The sequence below is a fragment of the Pedobacter sp. B4-66 genome (assembly GCF_018492665.1).
Classification (GTDB): Bacteria; Bacteroidota; Bacteroidia; order Sphingobacteriales; family Sphingobacteriaceae; genus Pedobacter.
Window position 1 is genome coordinate 200,471 of the sequence record NZ_JAFVME010000001.1, and the last position, 18,647, is coordinate 219,117.

Consider the following 18,647-nt stretch of genomic DNA (forward strand, 5'->3'; position numbering starts at 1 on the left):
ATTGTTACTTAAGCTCATTAATTGCACAATGATCCATATCGCCATAATCAAGATTCTCACCAGCCATACCCCAAATAAAAGTGTAATTACTAGTACCGGCACCTGAATGTATAGACCAGTTAGGCGAAATTACCGCTTGTTCATTTTGCATCCAGATGTGTCTGGTTTCCTCCGGTTCTCCCATAAAATGACAAACACTTTGGCCTCGTGGAACTTCAAAATAAAAGTAAACCTCCATACGTCGGTCGTGAGTATGGGCAGGCATTGTATTCCAAACACTTCCACTCTTTAACTCAGTCATCCCCATTTGCAGTTGACAAGTAGGTAAAACACTATTCACCAACAGTTTATTGATAACACGGTGATTTGCTGTTTCCGGGCTTCCTAATTCAACAATTTCGGCTTCTGCTTTTGATACCTTTTTGGTAGGATATTTATGGTGAGCAAGGGCCGAATTGATATAGAATTTTGCAGGTTTCAATTTATCCGCAGAAGTAAAAGTTACATTTTTAGTTCCCTTTCCGATATAAAGAGCCTCTTTAAAATCAAGAGCATAACTTGCTCCATCAGCAACTATAGTACCTTTACCACCTACGTTGATAATGCCCATTTCTCTTCTTTCTAAAAAATAGGCTGCTTTTAAGCTATCAGGATTTGAAAGCTCAATGGTTTCATTTACAGGCATTATCCCTCCGGCTATATATCGATCATAATGAGATAAGGTAAGATGAATATGATCAGCTTCGAATATTTCTGGGATTAGAAAATTTTTACGCAGATCTGCTGTAACCATTTGCTTAGTTTCAGTTGGACTTAATGCGTAGCGGCTTTCAAAATGTGTTTGCATATTTTCTTGTTGTTTTTTTATAAATACCAGTTTTTATAACGGTGTAAGGCTTCTAAAAAGTAGTAATCGGCATAAGTTAAGGGAACATCAATTTCCGAATTGTGAGGTATTGAACCTACACTGTGTTTCAACAAAAATCCGCCATTCTCTCCTAATTTTGCACGATAGGTATCAGAAGCCAAGGTTTTCAATGCTGTTTCTGCAGCACTTAAATATTGTTTACGTTCTGCTTTATCAGCATACTGAGCAAGTTCTAATAATGCCGATGCCATAACAGCTCCAGCAGAAGCATCACGGTAGGTATTAGGTATTCCTGGCGCATCGTAATCCCAGTAAGGAATCATATCTGCAGGCATATTAGGATCATTCAACATAAATTTAGCAATATTTTTTGCCTGTTTTAAGTATTGTTTGTCTTTAGTAAAACGATACATCATTGTATAACCATACAAGCCCCAGGCCTGTCCTCTGCTCCATGCAGATGAATCTGCAGCACCTTGTGCTGTTATTTTCTGTAATACCTTACCCGTTTTCATATCATAATCGACAACATGATATGAACTGAAATCTGGTCTGAAATGATTTTTGATGGTTGAATTAGCATGAGTAATTGCAATCTCTTTGTATTTTTTATCACCTCCATGATCGCTAACCCAGCTTAACAATTCCAGATTCATCATGTTATCTATAATGACAGGACCAGCCATTTTTTTACTTGAATTCCAGGACTGAATTACTTTCGCTTCTGGATGGTAGCGTGTAGATAAAGATTCTGCAGCAGTATCTATTGTTGTTTTATACGATGGATCTTTAAAGATGCGATAGGCATTGCCAAAGCTGCAATACATCATAAAACCAAGGTCATGGTTACCTGTATAATGCTTTTCCTTTTCTAGAATGGCAAGGCGAGCTTTAGCTTCCTTCAGGATTTCTTCATCTTTTGTGTATTCATAAATATAAAGCAGTGTGCCCGGAAAAAAACCACTGCACCACCATTTGGTATCACTAGTTTCTACTTTACCTGTTTTTTCATAATAGGTTTTGGGCATTACATCGGCAGGAACATTTTTTGCAAGAACTTTGTATTGCTGATCTGCAAATTTAAATTGCTCATCTATCAATTGACTCATTTTTCCGCTCTTGTTCTGAGCGCTTAGCATGCCATTATTTATCAGTAAAAAACAGACTGCGATTAATAGTTTTTTCATCATCTATATGGTTTTATATTCGGTTTTCAGGTTGTCATTCTTCTAATTAACTGCACAGGTATAGTTATGGGTTGAATTCTCTCATCAACATTATTTCCGCCAGACTTTAGTAAATCCATCAGCGTCTCCACTATTTTTTCACCCACTTCTTCAGGAAATTGTTCTATCGTAGTTATTGAAGGCGTAATTATTGAAGTTCGCGGATCATTTGAGTAACCTATAATTTTTAAGTTGCCAGGAACGTTGATTCCCTTTTCTCTCGCAAACTCAAGGGCCGCTATAGCACTGGTATCGTTATCTGTAAATATGCCGTCAGGAGTTACCGCTCCTTCAAACATTTTCCGCATGGCTTCTCTCGCATTGGTATGGGTTAATTCCTGATGAAACACCCAATTTTTATTCACAGGAAGTTTGTGCTGTTCCATAGCTTGCTGAAACCCGGAGGAACGATCCTGATATAAATTTGAGGTTAAAGGGCCGGAGATATGAGCAATCCTTTTGCAGCCTGTTTCAATAAGATGAGTCGTTGCAATATATCCTCCCCTAAAATCATCGCCTTTTATTATTGCCGCATTTTGCTCATTTAGAGGTACACGGTCGTAAAAAACTACAGGCGTACCGTTTTGTAAAAGCTTATCGAAATGACTAAAATCTATAGTGTGTAATGTACAGGCCGCAATTAAAGCATCAACTCTCGAAGACAAAAGTATTTCAGCAAGTTCTTTTTCCATATCTAATGAATCGTTAGACTGGCATATGATCAGGTTATAACCATACTTATGTAAACCATTCTGAATGGTGGTAATTACCTCTGCATGAAAAAACATAGAAATCCTTGGCACAATAAGTCCGATGGTGTGGGTTTTATTGCTTCTAAGACCCGAAGCCATCTTGTTACGTCTATACCCTAGTTGTGCAGCCATTTTTAGCACATCATTTTTTGTTTTCTCCTTTACATAAGGATGGCCACTAAGCGCGCGGGAAATTGTTGCAGGTGAAAGCTTTAAAGCTTCTGCAATATCCAGAATTGTATTTTGTTGTGCCTTTTTTGGATTGGCCATTTAAATATGAAATAGGGTTACCGGCTTAAGCTTATATAATTTCCAAGCTAACCAATAATACAATAATATGAAAACGTTTTCATAAATACCAACAAATGAATTTATCGGTATTTATGATGTATAATTAACTCTAGTAATTCTAGTTAAATTCTTTAGATTAAGTTTTTCTGATTTAAATAACTTAATCTGAATATCATTATATGAAATCGTTTCCTTTCTAAATAACAAACTATTCTGCATAATATTCTTAATAACCTTATATTTACCGCATAGCATAATTATATTTGCTCAAACACACAACCTAAACCAAGTAAGACCAGATACTTTTAACCATGACTGTTGGACTTTTTATCCCCTGTTACATCGACCAGTTCTACCCAAATGCCGCAATTGCAACCTTAACTTTACTGAAAAAACTAGGCGTTGATGTGGTTTATCCCACTAAACAAACCTGTTGCGGTCAACCAATGGCCAATTCCGGTTTTGAACACCTTACGCAAGGATGCAACGATCTGTTTATAGAAAACTTTTCAGAATTTGATTATGTAGTATCCCCTTCCGGGAGCTGCGTACTTCACATTAAGGATCACCTTCATGCCGAGAAGGCTGAAGATAAAGCCCTTGGGATCAGAAAAAAGATTTATGAACTAACCGAGTTTCTTACCGATGTTCTTAAAGTTGAGAAATTAACTGCAAGCTTCCCACATAAAGTTGGCGTACACCAAAGTTGTCACGGGCAGCGTGGATTAATGCTGGCTCAAATGACAGAACTTGTTGAGGCTCCTTTCTCTAAACCTTTACATTTGCTAAATATGGTTCAAGGTCTGGAACTCATTGACCTAAAACGTCCTGATGAGTGCTGTGGTTTTGGTGGTACTTTTTGTGTTGCTGAAGAAGCTGTTTCTGTAAAAATGGGTAAAGACAGAGTTGCAGATCACCTTAATGGTGGCGCGGAGTACATTACCGCAGCAGACATGTCTTGCCTGATGCATATGGAAGGTATTTTACGCAGACAAAACAGCAATGTTAAAGTAATACACATTGCAGAGATATTAAACGCACAGGAATTTTAAACCCACAAACCAACAGTAATAAAATGAGTACAGGAGCAAAAGATCACGCTCAATTATCCGACATCTTTAATAAGGATGAAGCGCGTGTAGACTGGCATGATGAAACGCTTTGGTTTGTGAGGGCCAAACGAGATAAGGCTGCACACAGTTTACCTGAATGGGAAACCTTACGTGAAACCGCATCACAAATAAAAGACAATGTGTTATCAAACTTGCATGAATACCTGTTGCAATTTGAAGCCAATGCAGAAAAGAACGGCATAAAGGTTCATTGGGCTGCAAACGGTGAAGAACACAATAAAATAGTGCATTCCATTTTAAAGGAAAACGGTGTAAACCGCATCGTTAAAAGCAAATCAATGCTTACTGAGGAATGCCATTTAAATGATTACCTCCATAAAAACGATATTGAAGTTATAGATACTGACTTAGGCGAGCGCATTGTGCAATTAGCAGAAGAACCACCTAGTCATATCGTACTTCCTTGTATCCATAAGAAGAAAGAAGAAATTGGCGAGTTGTTTCACAAACATCTTGGCACTCTTGAGGGGGCGTCAGATCCTGTATATCTAACAGCAGCAGCCAGAGACCACTTACGCGAAAAGTTCATAACCAGAAAAGCCGCGATTACAGGAGTAAATTTTGCAGTAGCAGAAACCGGTGAGTTTGTAGTATGTACAAACGAAGGTAATGCAGATATGGGTGCGCATCTTGCCGATGTACACATCGCCTGTATGGGAATCGAGAAGTTACTACCTCTACGTAAACACCTTTCTGTATTTTTAAGAATACTTACCAGAAGTGCAACCGGACAACCTATCACTACTTATTCAAGTCATTTCAAGAAACCAAGACCCGGACAAACCATGCACATCGTTTTGGTGGATAATGGAAGAACTACGCAACTTGGAAGAAAAGATTTCCGCAACTCACTTAAATGTATCCGCTGTGCAGCTTGTATGAACACCTGTCCGGTTTATCGCAGAAGCGGTGGCCACAGTTACCATACTGCAATTGCAGGCCCTATAGGCTCTATATTGGCTCCAAACCTCGACATGAAGAATTACGCCGATCTTCCATTTGCGTCTACCCTTTGCGGGTCGTGCAGCAATGTATGTCCGGTAAAAATAAACATTCACGAACAGCTTTATAAATGGCGTCAGGTGATTGTAAAAGAGGGATATGCTGACCCGAAAAAGGCATTAGCCATGAAAGCGATGGATTTTACATTATCAAATCCAACTATATATAAGTTTGCCGGAAAAGCAGGCCGATTTGTACTAAAACATGCTCCTTTCACGGTAAACAACAAATTAAATCTTTGGTATAAACACAGAGAAATGCCTGAACCACCGAAACAATCATTTGGAGAATGGTATAAACAAAACAATAAAAATGACTAGCAGAGAAGAAATACTGGCTAAAGTAAAAACCAATCAACCAGGCCCACGACCACTACCTGCAGACCTAAGTACTGTACCTGGCGGAATGGATAGCCTAACGCAGTTTAAAACTGTGCTGACAACCATAGGTGGAGCTGTAGTTGAGGTTACCAATTTTGAAGAGATCGCACAATATATTCAACAGGAATTTAAAGACAAGAAGAGACTGATTTCTACCCTACCTGAGCTTACCTCAGTAACAGAATCAGGATGGGAGAACAAAGATCCTCATAGCTATGAAGATGTTGATCTGGCCATAATAAAAGCCCACTTTGGTGTTGCAGAAAATGCAGCACTATGGATTACTGAAGACCTGATGCACCAAAGAGCTGTGCCTTTTATTTGTCAGCAGCTAGCTGTTGTGGTAAATAAGGCTGACATTGTTGCCACCATGCACGATGCTTATAGCAAAATAGGTGATGCTGAATATGGATTCGGATCTTTTATAGCAGGCCCATCCAAAACTGCAGATATTGAACAATCTTTAGTACTTGGAGCTCACGGGCCTAAAAGTATGACCGTATTTTTATTAGGTTAGGGATTAACCCCTAACCTAATTTAAAATATTCTTTAGCATTATAATAGCAGATATCACTAATGATTTGCCCAATCCACTTCTCGTCATTCGGCAATATTCCATTCTCCATTTCTGCTCCGAAAAGATTACACAATATCCTTCTGAAATACTCGTGACGAGAATAAGAAAGGAAGCTACGTGAATCTGTAAGCATACCTACAAAATTACTTACCATCCCCATGTTAGATAATGCGTTCAATTGCTTTTCCATGCCATCTTTCTGATCTAAGAACCACCAACCGGAACCGAACTGCATTTTACCTTTCATTCTTCCATCGGCAAAATTACCAGTCATGGCAGCAAAAACTTCATTATCTGCGGGATTAAGATTATAGATAATGGTTTTAGTAAGCTGATCTGTAATGCTCAGATTCCCTAAAAACCCTGATAGTCTTTCTGCGTGTTTAAAGTCGCCAATAGAGTCGTACCCTGTATCTGCGCCTATTTTATTAAACATGCCCAGGTTATTATTTCTAATTGCCCCCAGGTGAAATTGTTGTACCCAATCTCGTTCGTGATATAGTTTGCTCAATTCTGTTAAAACATAACCCGTAAAAGCATCAGGATTAGAAAACACAGCACCATCAGTTTTTAAAAAACTAGCAAATTCCTTTTTCTCTGTGTCAGTTAAGCTATAAGTTGCAGGCAATGTAGCTAGTCCATGATCAGAAACACTGCAATTATGCTGAGCAAAATAATCAACACGCTGTTTTAAAGCAGCAAGCAACTCATTTATATCAGTTATTACAATTCCTGAAACTGCAGAAAGTTGCTTTATGTAGTCTTTAAACTGAACTGTTTTATCAATCAGCAAAGCTTTATCTGGCCTAAATGAAGGTTTTACCTTTACTGAAAAATCACTTTCGCTTAATTGTTTATGATATTTAAGATCATCACAAGGATCATCTGTGGTACCTACCATTTCTACTTTAAAATGATTCAGTAAGCCTTGGGTAGAAAACTCATCTTTAGTAAGTAATGCATTACATTGCTCATAAATTCTTCTACCGGAATCAGCATTTAAAAAAGAGTTTATACCAAAAGGATTTTGAAGCTCCATATGAGTCCAATGGAACAATGGATTTCTTACTGTTGAAGGTGCTACCCTGGCCCAGGCCATAAACTTATCCTGATCTGGAGCCTTGCCGGTAATCAGCTCTTCACTAACCCCCAAAGCACGCATACCTCTCCATTTATAATGGTCCCCTTTAAGCCAGATTTCAGTTAGATTAGCAAAATTTTTGTTCTCCGCTATTTCCTGTGGAGGCAAATGATTATGATAATCAATTATAGGAAGGTGCTTTGCATATTCATTAAAAAGTACTTTCGCTTTTTTGCCTTGCAGCAAAAAATCTTCAGGTATTACTGCTCCTTCTTTCATATTATTTATCTGATAACTGGTTTATTATTGCGAATTCTAATCCTCTTAATTCAGCGAGGCCTTTTAATCTTCCTATAGCAGAATAACCGGGATTAGTTTTTTTCTTTAAGTCATCAAGCATCTGGTGACCGTGATCTGGTCGCATTGGAATACTCAACTGTCTTCTTTGTTGTACCAGCAGAATTTGCTTTACAACATGATACATATCTACATCACCTTCCAAATGATTGTCCTCATAAAAATCACCTGCATCATTTCTTTTTGTACTCCTTAGATGAATAAAATGAATTCTTTCGCCGAATGCATCAACCATCTCGGGAAGGTTATTATCCTCTCTTACACCAAACGAGCCTGTACAAAAACAAAGTCCATTATTTAATGAAGGAACAGCAGTAAACAATTTTTGAACCTGTGGCGCTGTGCTAACCACCCTTGGCAAACCAAAAATAGGATAAGGTGGGTCATCAGGATGAATGGCAAGCTTTATTCCTACTGCATCAGCAACCGGAACAATTTCTGAAAGGAAATGAATAAGGTTTTGCGAAAGCCGTTCTTCATCAATCCCTTTATACTTATCCAAAGCTTCCTGAAACTGGTTTAACGTAAAACTCTCTTCGCTTCCCGGCAGGCCGGCAATAATGTTTCTTTGCAGTACTAAACGTTCCTCTTCAGACATCTGTTCAAAACGCAACCTACCATTTTCAAGTTCCTGATAGGTATAGTCATCAGTCGCTTTTGGCCTATTGAGCATATACACATCAAATGCAACAAGTGCTGCTTTCTCGAACTTTAAAGCTTTAGCTCCATTTTCAAGTTCAAAAGCCAGGTTGGTTCTTGTCCAATCCAGTACCGGCATAAAATTGTAGGTAACAACTGATATACCGCAAGAAGCCAGATTCTTTAAGGAAGTTTTATAATTAGATATATAATTTTCAAAGCCTTTATCCTGAATTTTTATAGCTTCGTGAACGGGTACACTTTCTACCACATCCCACTCAAGACCAGCTTGTTCAATTATATTTTTATGTTTTAAGATTTCTTCAACAGTCCAGATTTCTCCATTTGGAATATGATGAAGTGCACTAACAACTCCGGTGCAACCAGCTTGTCTTATATCTGATAAGCTTACCGGATCTTTGGGCCCAAACCAACGCATGGTTTGAGTCATTCTGTGTATTTTACTGCCTTGGCTCATATTATATTTAGTTTCTTTATGCCACTATTTACTAATGCAGTAATAAAGGGTATAAAAACTAAATATAATTCTTGTTTAGAACATTAAATGCATGTTAATCAGCATTTATTATCGAAAACGTTTTCGACAGATTAACTAAAGGCTATTATGCCGGAACTTCCTCTTTCTCAAAGAAGGCCATTACATCATTCCAGTTATCTACTCTTTCATGATGGGTTTTGTAAACATTGTGTGCAGCAGTAAACATAATCGGTTTACCCTTAAAGAAATCAAGGTTTTTACAATGGTCATCTATCATATAATCCGTGTTGATAATGCTTTTATCTCCACAAAAAACGATGTTTCTCCAGCTAATAGATGGAAAATGCTCAGCTAACCATTCTTGTTTTTCAGATAAGCATTGAGGGAATTCTGTTGCTGCCGATACCACATAAACATCGTAAGTCTCCATTAATTCTTTTACTGCTTCTATTGCTCCTGGCATTACAGGTATTGTTCTGAAAAATCCGGGAGTATAAACAAATCTTTGAACCGCAGTCTTATCCGGAAACCCTTCAGATTCAAGTACACCTAACATATCTTCACGGTTCACCTTAACACCGTAGTCTCTTTCATACCAGTTTATGAAATGGTTCTCAATATCTGCGAGTACACCATCCATATCAATTGCTATTGTTTTTCTCATAATTAATTTAATTAGTATCTTGTAATAAGTTGCAACAAAAATACTACAATTTGCAATATATTGCAAATTAATTTTCTTAAAATTGCATAATATTGCAAAACAATTATGATAAAGGCCGAAAGATTACAACAGATAATAGATCACATTACCAAAGAAGGCAAGGTACTTTTAGGGGATTTAAGCAAACTATTAAATGTTTCTGAAGACACCGTAAGGAGAGATATTAAAGAGTTATCTGATGAAGGTTTGCTTAAAGCAGTACGTGGTGGGGCAGTTCTGCACTCCCCTATTCCAAGACACTATAGAGAACGGGAGAATTATGATGTTGGTCACAAAGAGATAATTGCTGCCAAAGCCTTAAAGTTCATTAAAGATGGCCAGGTGATTATATTCGACGCCGGAACATCTGCATTAGCAGTCGCAACTAACTTACCTAAAGAACTAAATATAACTGTAGTAACCAACAACTTCCCCGTAGCCAACGTCCTCGAAGATCATCCAAATGCTGAGGTTATTTTTGTTGGTGGCCGATTAAATAAATCATCATTTTCTACCATAGGGCATGATGCTATACAGGCCATTAAAAATGTGCGTGCCGACATTTGCTTTTTAGGCATTTGCAGTATCGACCTTAACCTCGGGGTTACGGGCCTAAATTACGAGGATAGCCAGATGAAGAAAGCCATGGTTGAAACATCAAAGCACATCATTGCACTTTCAACATTTGAAAAATTAGATACAGCTGAAAATTACTACATCTGCGCAACAAACGAGCTAGACACAATAATAACTGACATAGATCCAAAAGAAGGGAATCTACAGCAATATAAGGATGCAGGGATTGAAATTATCTAACCTCGTATCTATACACCTGCCTACCCAATAAACCATCGGCATTAATTCCTTCAACAGTTACACGGTAAGTTCCTTTATTATCCGAATTGAAAAAAGTGATTTTAGCTTTACCCTCCTTATTAGTAACTGTTGCAGGATTCCAGTAAATGGTACTTCTTAAATCTGCCAGAGGGCTATTCACTTCATTATTATCATATCTAGGTACATAAAACTCCTTTACTGAAGAATAGCCTTTCGGAGCATAATACACTAAAGAAGGATCATATCCTGATCGAAAATTACCATTTCGTGTATAAATTGCCATCACTGGAGGAGGCTTTGCTCCACTAAACCTCCCTCCGAGCAACCTGGCTCTTGCAGCATAACTATCATATACAAAATACACTTTACTAATATTTGATCCATCCCCTAATAGTAGTTCCTGAAAATCGCAACTTTCAAGCAACCATCCATCAATAGTTACCGCATAACCTCCATCAGATATGCTCCGTGGCACCCACATAGGCCCACAATCTTCCGACATGACCTGATCAAAACGCACACTTTTGTTATTATCCATTTTCTCCAGACAGTCTTTAAACGTCCCACAATTTTGTCTGGGATCTGGTCTAAAAACCTGGTCTGCCTGGCTTTCAAGTATGGTATTACCAAATTTAGGCAACTTGCTTGCCTGAATACGGACTTCTTTCAATTGCTGATTACGCCCCATTCGGCCATGCTTTTGCATATCCAAGTCTTGCTTAACACTATTTTCTATAGATGCCATGAGCACCTTAGGAATATCTGAATTGATATCACCAATATTAACATTTGGCGTAACATTTTGTCCAACGACCTTGTCAATTTGTATCTCTAATCTTTTGCCATCTTTTGCTGTCCTACCCTGAATCGTAAAATCAATTCCTTCAGTAATCAGAAGATTACTGAACTTAAACTGTCCTTTGCTATCAGAAACCGTATCTAAAACTAAGCCTAGCTTGTTATTAATTAGCGTAACCTTACCACCAGCCATAGGTTTACCGTTCAATGTCATTAGCTTTCCGGTAATGTTGGTTACCAACTTTTCTGCTTTATATACCGGAGGTATTTGTTTACCTGAAATCACGTCTTTCCAAACAAATCTTCTATAACCTTGAGTAAGCATTAAAATATCAAGGTTTGATTTGGTTTCCTCCGTTGGGTTATAAAAATAATAATTAGGTTTCTCTATATAACCTTTTACATCAGCGCTCAATAACAATTGAGAGAATATAGAATTCTCGTTAGTTTCATCTGAAGGAACTACCCCCTCATCAATTACCGATACCGAAAAATTAACCACTAAAGGTTTCCCCACAGCATCTTTAGCATCCAGGTCTATTTCTACTTTCTCTCTTAGCGAATATTCTTTTTTGGAGCTACTAACTTTCAAATCCATACGATCATCCTTTTGTACAAAAACAATCCTTTCATTGAGTGGATCACCGGATTTAGAAAAGAGTGTAAATTGTAAAACACCAGAGGGGAATCCCTTTGAAGGAATTGGAATTGAAGTAACGGATTTACTAATAGGGATGTCAACAGCATACTGCAGATCACCTCCTGATTGCGCCACTAAACTAACAACCTGGCTACCTTTTTTCAACATAGAACTACCCGCTCCTATTCTTACCAAAATGGTGTCAGCCCCAGAATTATTGTATACAGAAAGCGTATAAGTATCACTAACTGCTTTAGGAAGCTTTAACATATTTATGGATCCATCGGGATAGGTTATTTTTGCCTGATATACTTTACCTTGTTCTGGTTTCAAACTAAAATATCCCATACCAAAATGTTCCGTTTCCAATTTGGCAACCTCATTATTTTCATTGTCAATTACAACTCCCTGTACCGACACACCTAAACCATTTGCCCCAATTGCCTTTACCCCCACCTTTGTTACTACATCATTTACAAGATTGCCACCCTCTGGAAAAAATTGAACATCTGTTTGCTGCGAAGCTCTTTTAATAGGAAATGATTTGGGAACGTTTTCTCCATCAGCGATAGTAATCCTTGTCAAAATATAAGTGCTGCCTGTACTTTCTTTCTTAGAATCTGGCAGATTTACGCTCAACTCTCCTAACTCATTGGTTTTACCTCCACCGGTAGCAATTGATTTATAGCCTTCTTTTAATTCGTACCTAACAGCCTTATCAGCATATGGTTTTCCCTTTTGATCAGTATATTTTATCAGCGCCTTTACTTTTGTTTGTGTTCCATCTTTGGTATAGATATAATCAATTTTTGCAAACACAGTATTTGCGGCAGAGTTACCTACACTAAAAGTTCTGTCGTAGAAGTATTCTGGCCCTGCATTACGCATCCATTGGGTATAAGCTCTTAAACGATAATTCCCTTCGCGAATAGCGGTATCAGAGAGCACAATGCTCCCCTTAGCCATTCCTGCCATAAGCGGCAACTTAAGCGATTGAGCAAGAGAATCACCTTCATTAATCAGATCTACATACACCGCACCACTTAATGCAGATAGCTGATGCTTGGCTCCTATTGTTACATAGGCTTTAAACCAAATGGTATCACCAACAACATAATAGGGTTTATCTGTATGGAGGTAAACCTTTTCCTGAGGATTATTATCAGCCCAGCTCTGTAGAGATGCTAAAAGCTTCTCTATCGGATCTTCGTCTTTTGGTACAAAGCCCAAAAAGATGAGTATAGATAGTGTGAAAACAGCAACAAGAGAACGTTTCATTTTCATAATTACATTATTAAATAAGATTACTCAATCAATTCACGGTATAACGATAAACCTGCATACCCAATAAACCATCGGCATTAATTCCTTCCACAGTTACACGATAAACGCCCCTATTATCCGAATTGAAATAATTGAGTTTAGCCTTGCCATCATTTCCTGTTAAAATAGCGGGGTTCCAGTAAATCGTACTTCTTAAATCTGCGATTGGGTTATTAACTGCAGGATTATCGTATTTAGGTGCATAAAATTCTTTTACTGCACTAAAACCCTTTGGGCTATAATAAACCACAGAAGGATCATACTTTTTACGAAAATTACCACTTTTAGTATAAATTGCCATAACTGGAGGAAGTTTTTCAGGTGGAAATCTGGCCATATAGCTAGCTAATAATCTTGCGGTTATAGCCTTACTTTGATAGGAAAAATATATCTTTCTTATATCAGAAACATCAGATAAAAGAAGCTCCTGATAATCCTCAGGTTCAATCAGCACATCATCTATTAATGTAACGTAACCTCCATTTAACTGCCAAAGCCCATCTTTAAGCGCAAATGAAATCCTTGTTTTATCCATTTCTTCTAAACACTCTTTAAGTGTTGCGCATGGCCTCCGACTATCCGGCTTAAACACCTCATCTGCCTGGTTTTCATTGATATGATTTCCAAACCCCCATTTTTTGCTTGCACTTATCTGAACTTCTCTTAGCTGCTGCACTCGTCCAGTCTTTCCATGTTTTTGCAAATCCATATCCTGCCCGATATTATTTTCTATTGAGGCTTTAAGTACTGCCGGTATATTGGTATTGATGTCACCTATATTCACGTTGGGCGTTGCCTCATGCTGAGTTACTTTATCAACTTGAAGCTCCAATTTTTTCCCATTTTTCAATGTTCTACCCTGAAGCATGAAATCAATTCCTTCGGCAATGAGCAGATTACTGAACTTAAATAATCCATTCTTATCTGATACCGTATCTAAAATCAAGCCTAGCTTATTATTCACCAATGTAACCTTTCCCCCTGCTATCGGCTTATTAGCCAATGTAGCTAACTTACCTGTAATGTCAGAAACCAGCTTTTCCGCTTTAAATATTGGCAGCACTTGCTTTCCCGATATCAGATCTTTCCAAACAAATCGTCTATACCCTTGGGTAAGCATTAAAATATCAAGATTTGCCTTAGTTTCATCTGTAGGTTTATAGAAATAATAATTAGGTTTCTCTATATAGCCTTTGATATCTGAGCTTAATAGCAGCTGAGAGATTATCGTATTTTCAGTAGTTTCATCGGAAGGAACTACAGCCTCATTAATTACTGACACTGAAAAATTCCCGACAAGAGGTTTGCCCGAAGCGTCTTTAGCATCAATATCTAGCTCTACTTTTTCCCTCACACCATATTCCTTTTTTGAGCTATTGACTTTCAAATCCATCAGATCATTTCTCTGCAAAAAGACAATTCTTTCATTCAGAGGACTACCCTCTTTAGAGAATAAACCAATTTGCAAAATCCCTGATGGAAAATCTTTAGCAGGAATAGGAATAGAAGTAGTAGATTTATTAATTGCAATACTAACCGCGTATTGAACAACACCTCCACATTGAGCTACCAAACTTACAACCTGACCTTCCTTTTTTAAGGCAGAACCACCTGCATTTACCCTTACCAATATGGTGTCTGTTTCCAGGTTGTTATATACAGAAAGTACATAACCATCATTAACTGCATCAGGTAGCTTCAAGGTATTAACTGATCCATCAGGGTAAGTTATTTTTGCCTGATAGGTTTTGTCCTGCTCAGGTATCAGTTGAAAATACCCCATCCCAAGGTGCTTACTTTCCAGTTCAGCAACTTCTTTATTATCGTTATCTATCACTACCCCCTTTATAGGAACTCCTAATCCATTGGTACCTGTTGCCTTAAATCCTATTCTAGACCTTATTCCATTAACCAAACTCCCACCTTCAGGAAAAAACTGAACATCTGTTTTTAATGAGGCTGTTTTTATTGGAAATGATTTGACAATATTTGCGTCCTTGGCAATAGCAATCTTTGTTAATAAGTAGGAGTTCAAAACTTCTCCAGGTTTTGGGCTGGGAATATTTACAGAAATTTCGCCAAGTTCATTGGTGCTACCTCCCCCAGTTGCGAGTATTTGATAGCTTTTTTTAAATTCATACCTAATAGGCTTATCTACATAAGGCTCACCTTTTTGATTGGTATATTTTAATAGCGCTTTTACTTTGGTACTTGCCCCATCTTGAGTATAGATATAATCAATTTTTGCAAAAACAGCATTAGCTACGGAATTACCAACGCTAAAGTTTCTGTCGTAAAAATAATCGGAACCGGCATTACGCATCCATTGAGTATAAGCCCTCAAACGATAATTCCCTTCTCGTAAAACTGTATCAGATAATACAATATTCCCTTTACCCATGCCGGCAGTCAGTGGCAGCTTAAGCGACTGGGCAACTGAATCACCCTCATTAATAAGATCAACGTAAACAGCCCCACTTAATGCCGAAAGCTGATTTTTACTTCCAATGGTTACATAAGCTTTAAACCATATGGTATCACCAACAATGTAATAGGGTTTATCAGTATGCAAATAGATTTTTTCTTGCGGATTCGTATCTGCCCATCTCTGCAAAGCAGTTACCAGCTTTTCAACAGGCTCTTCATCCCGGCTTGTAAAAGCCAATACACCGATTAAGGCTATGGTACAAAATAAAAAGAGGGAGCGTTTCAATTTCATAGTTGTCTTTGTAGATGATAATAACCTGTACTCAAATACAAAGACAACTATGAGGTCCCCATTGGGGACAATCATTCAAGAAAAATATCTTTTATTTAACTTCGTATTTATAAACTTGTCTACCTAATAAACCATCTCCATTAATACCTTCAATAACTACACGGTAAACACCTTTGGTATCTGCATTAAAAAAGCTGATCTTTCCTTTTCCATTTGCACCAACTAAAACACCTGGATTCCAGTAAACAGTACTTCTTAAATCAGTAATACGGCTATTGCTATCATAAACCGGAGCATAAAATTCCTTTACAGGATTAAAACCTCTTGGCGAGTAACTTACCACTTCAGGATTGTATCCGGAGCGCAATATTCCAACGCCTCTTTTCGTTGACAAAAACAAGCTGGGTCCTCCCGTCATACTCATTATGGCCGCATTGGTACGAGCAACATCAACTCTTTCAACATCCAGCGGATCTAAATAAAACAGATCCTGAACTTCACATTCATTAATTTCTCTACCATCAACAAATACTTTCATTTTTTCATTTCTTGAAAATGGCATTGTAACAGGTCCACAATCAGCTTCCGATTGTATAAATTGAACATTAGTAACTGTAGCTCTTAGCCATTCCAAAAGCGTTCCAAATGCCTGCACATTATTAGGCCTGTAAGTAAAATCTGCATGTCCATCCAATACCAGATCATAACCAAATTGTCTCTTACGCTTTTTGGCACTAATAACCACCTCCTTAAGCTGCTGAGCTCGTCCCATCTGCCCGTTCCTAACCATTTCAGCATCCTGCTTTTTACTATTCTCCAGCGAAGCTAACATTGACTTACCCAGATCAGTATCCAAATCACCAATATTAAAATTTGGTGTTCTGTCCTGATCACGAATCTTATCAACTTTTATTTCTACGTTTTTACCACCTTTTGCGTTTCTACCCTGAACAGTGAAGCTGATCTCATTCGTAATTAAGAGATCACTAAATTTATAATAACCCTGTGCATTCGTTACGGTATCAATTATCACCCCTAGTTTATTATTGATCAGGGATACCTTTCCACCTGCTATAGGCTTCTCTCCCAAACTCAATAATCTTCCTGTAACATTAGTGGTTAATTTCTCCGCTTGAAAAGCAGGCTGAAATGGCTTAGCAGCCGTTATATCTTTCCACACAAATCTTCTGTAGCCTTGAGTAAGCATTAAAAGATCAAGATTTGTTTTGGTTTCTTCAGTAGGGTTATTAAAATAATAGCTTGGTTTCTCTATGTAGCCCTTAATATCAGAACTCAACAATATTTGAGAAAATATAGTATTCTCTTTAGTCTCGTCAACCGGAACAGCATCTTCACTAACTACAGATACTGAAAAATTACCTCCTACAGGAGCGCCGCTTCCATCAGCTACATTTAAGTCAATCTCCACCTTTTCTTTTGCTGTATAAACTTTTTTAGCTGTAGATAATTTAACATTCATCTGATCATTGTTCTGGATAAAAATTACCCTTTCGTTCATCGGATCACCGGTTGAAGAGAACAATGTAAATTGAGTTATCCCAGATGGCAAATCTTTTGCTGGTATCGATAGAGAAGTTTGAGCCTTACTTATGGGCATACTGCTTGCGTAACTTACGCTACCACTAGCTTGGGCAATTAGACTAACAGTTTGACCACCTTTTTCAACAATTGAAGGATTAGCTATAATACGCACAAGTACAGTATCTGTTTCAGTATTGTTAAAAACAGAAAGAACGTATCCGCTTTCCTGAACTGCCGGTAATTTAATCGATTTTTCAGAACCATCAGGATAAGTCACTTTTGCCTGATAAGATTTACCTTTCTCAGGAAGCACTCTAAATTGGCCCATTCCAAGATGGGTTGTCTCAAAAGTTTCTACTTCCTTACTATCATTATCAATGATAACCCCTTTAATTGGCACACCTAATCCATCAGTCCCTGTTGCTTTAAACGCAACCCTAGTGCGTATTCCGCTTACTAACGGTCCGCTTTCCGGAAAAAACTGAACATCCGTTTGTGTTGATATACTTTTAATTGAAAAATCCTTGACCACTATTTCCTTTTCTCTGGTTTGAAGCTTCGCTGTCAAATGTTTATCCTGTAATTTCCCAGATTTACCGCCCTGTAATTTTATCTTTAGCTGCCCATAATTATCCGTTTCTTTATTTCCACTAAATACTTTTTCATAGCCATTCTCTAAAAGCGCATAGTCGACATGCCTGTTACTTAAAGCCTCACCTTTATCATTAGAATAGGTTAAAACAGCGGTTACAACATCTTTAGATCCATCCTTACTATATTCATAGCCTATTTTACAGAAAACATTGTTTGCTACCGAATTACCAACACCAATAATTTTATCATAAAAAAAGGCAGGATCAGAATTACGCATCCATTGTGTATAGGCCCTGATCCGGTAATTACCATCGTGCGAACTACTATCAGGCAATACAAAACTACCTTTGGTCATACCGGCTATAAGAGGTAGCTTTAATGATTGAGCAAGTGAATCTGCCTCATTATAGAGATCAACATATACTGCACCACTAAGTGCAGAAAGCTGGTGCTTACTGCCAATAGTTACATATGTTTTAAACCAGATGGTATCACCCACCATATAATAAGGTTTATCAGTGTGAAGGTATACTTTTTCCTGAGGCTGGGTTTCTGTCCATTTTTGTAGCGCAGCTACTAATTTCTCTACAGGATCGGTATCCTTTGGTGTAAAGGAGAAAGCGCCAATAACTAAAAGCACAGGAATTGCAATTTTAAGAGCGTTTTTAAATTTCATACGGTTTGTT

13 protein-coding genes are annotated in these 18,647 nt (G+C 37.8%); 4 read left to right on the plus strand and 9 right to left on the minus strand.

The window, feature by feature from the left end; translation table 11 throughout:
* Nucleotides 1-4 precede the first annotated feature (4 nt).
* The 3 genes from kduI to J1905_RS00825 are packed head-to-tail and all read right to left on the minus strand — an operon-like array spanning nucleotide 5 to nucleotide 3,116.
* Nucleotides 5-847: a 5-dehydro-4-deoxy-D-glucuronate isomerase gene (gene kduI / locus J1905_RS00815; protein ID WP_214225187.1), complete on the minus strand. Its 843-nt coding sequence runs from the start codon at nucleotides 845-847 to the stop codon at nucleotides 5-7.
* Nucleotides 848-864: 17 nt separating this feature from the next.
* Nucleotides 865-2,058, minus strand: coding sequence for a glycoside hydrolase family 88 protein (locus tag J1905_RS00820; protein WP_350027957.1), 1,194 nt, complete (start codon nucleotides 2,056-2,058; stop codon nucleotides 865-867).
* Between the two features lie 23 nt (nucleotides 2,059-2,081).
* Nucleotides 2,082-3,116, minus strand: coding sequence for a LacI family DNA-binding transcriptional regulator (locus J1905_RS00825; protein WP_214225189.1), 1,035 nt, complete (start codon nucleotides 3,114-3,116; stop codon nucleotides 2,082-2,084).
* Nucleotides 3,117-3,448: 332 nt separating this feature from the next.
* On the opposite strand from J1905_RS00825, the gene J1905_RS00830 reads away from it, so the two are divergent.
* Genes J1905_RS00830 through J1905_RS00840 form a run of 3 tightly spaced genes read left to right on the plus strand, consistent with a single transcriptional unit; the run spans nucleotide 3,449 to nucleotide 6,169 of the window.
* Nucleotides 3,449-4,189 (plus strand): (Fe-S)-binding protein, encoded by a 741-nt coding sequence (locus J1905_RS00830; RefSeq protein WP_173088920.1) that lies wholly within the window; start codon nucleotides 3,449-3,451, stop codon nucleotides 4,187-4,189.
* A 23-nt stretch (nucleotides 4,190-4,212) separates the two neighbouring features.
* Nucleotides 4,213-5,592 carry a lactate utilization protein B gene (locus tag J1905_RS00835; protein WP_214225190.1) on the plus strand — a complete coding sequence of 460 codons (1,380 nt, stop codon included), beginning with the start codon at nucleotides 4,213-4,215 and terminating at the stop codon, nucleotides 5,590-5,592.
* A complete protein-coding gene (locus J1905_RS00840; RefSeq protein ID WP_214225192.1) occupies nucleotides 5,585-6,169 on the plus strand; it encodes a LutC/YkgG family protein in 585 nt (194 codons plus the stop codon). The genes J1905_RS00835 and J1905_RS00840 overlap by 8 nt, the downstream gene beginning before the upstream one ends.
* A gap of 10 nt (nucleotides 6,170-6,179) precedes the next feature.
* On the opposite strand, the gene uxaC is transcribed toward J1905_RS00840, so the two are convergent.
* The 3 genes from uxaC to J1905_RS00855 form a co-directional block, all read right to left on the minus strand.
* Complete coding sequence (gene uxaC, locus J1905_RS00845; RefSeq protein ID WP_214225198.1) at nucleotides 6,180-7,589, minus strand: glucuronate isomerase; 1,410 nt, start codon at nucleotides 7,587-7,589, stop codon at nucleotides 6,180-6,182.
* A gap of 1 nt (nucleotide 7,590) precedes the next feature.
* Nucleotides 7,591-8,757 (minus strand): mannonate dehydratase, encoded by a 1,167-nt coding sequence (gene uxuA, locus J1905_RS00850; protein ID WP_250317952.1) that lies wholly within the window; start codon nucleotides 8,755-8,757, stop codon nucleotides 7,591-7,593.
* A gap of 172 nt (nucleotides 8,758-8,929) precedes the next feature.
* A complete protein-coding gene (locus tag J1905_RS00855) occupies nucleotides 8,930-9,469 on the minus strand; it encodes a 5' nucleotidase, NT5C type (RefSeq protein WP_173088905.1) in 540 nt (179 codons plus the stop codon).
* A 105-nt stretch (nucleotides 9,470-9,574) separates the two neighbouring features.
* On the opposite strand from J1905_RS00855, the gene J1905_RS00860 reads away from it, so the two are divergent.
* The gene (locus J1905_RS00860) at nucleotides 9,575-10,324 is read left to right on the plus strand and encodes a DeoR/GlpR family DNA-binding transcription regulator (RefSeq protein WP_214225200.1); all 750 of its coding nucleotides are present in this window, start codon (nucleotides 9,575-9,577) and stop codon (nucleotides 10,322-10,324) included.
* Here J1905_RS00860 and J1905_RS00865 read toward each other — a convergent pair.
* From J1905_RS00865 to J1905_RS00875, 3 genes are all read right to left on the minus strand, one after another.
* Nucleotides 10,317-13,067, minus strand: a complete 2,751-nt coding sequence (locus J1905_RS00865; protein ID WP_214225202.1) for a TonB-dependent receptor — start codon at nucleotides 13,065-13,067, stop codon at nucleotides 10,317-10,319. The two genes, J1905_RS00860 and J1905_RS00865, sit on opposite strands and share 8 nt — an antisense overlap.
* A 28-nt stretch (nucleotides 13,068-13,095) precedes the next feature.
* The gene (locus tag J1905_RS00870; RefSeq protein WP_214225203.1) at nucleotides 13,096-15,825 is read right to left on the minus strand and encodes a carboxypeptidase-like regulatory domain-containing protein; all 2,730 of its coding nucleotides are present in this window, start codon (nucleotides 15,823-15,825) and stop codon (nucleotides 13,096-13,098) included.
* Between the two features lie 91 nt (nucleotides 15,826-15,916).
* Nucleotides 15,917-18,637: a TonB-dependent receptor gene (locus tag J1905_RS00875; protein ID WP_214225205.1), complete on the minus strand. Its 2,721-nt coding sequence runs from the start codon at nucleotides 18,635-18,637 to the stop codon at nucleotides 15,917-15,919.
* Nucleotides 18,638-18,647: the final 10 nt, after the last annotated feature.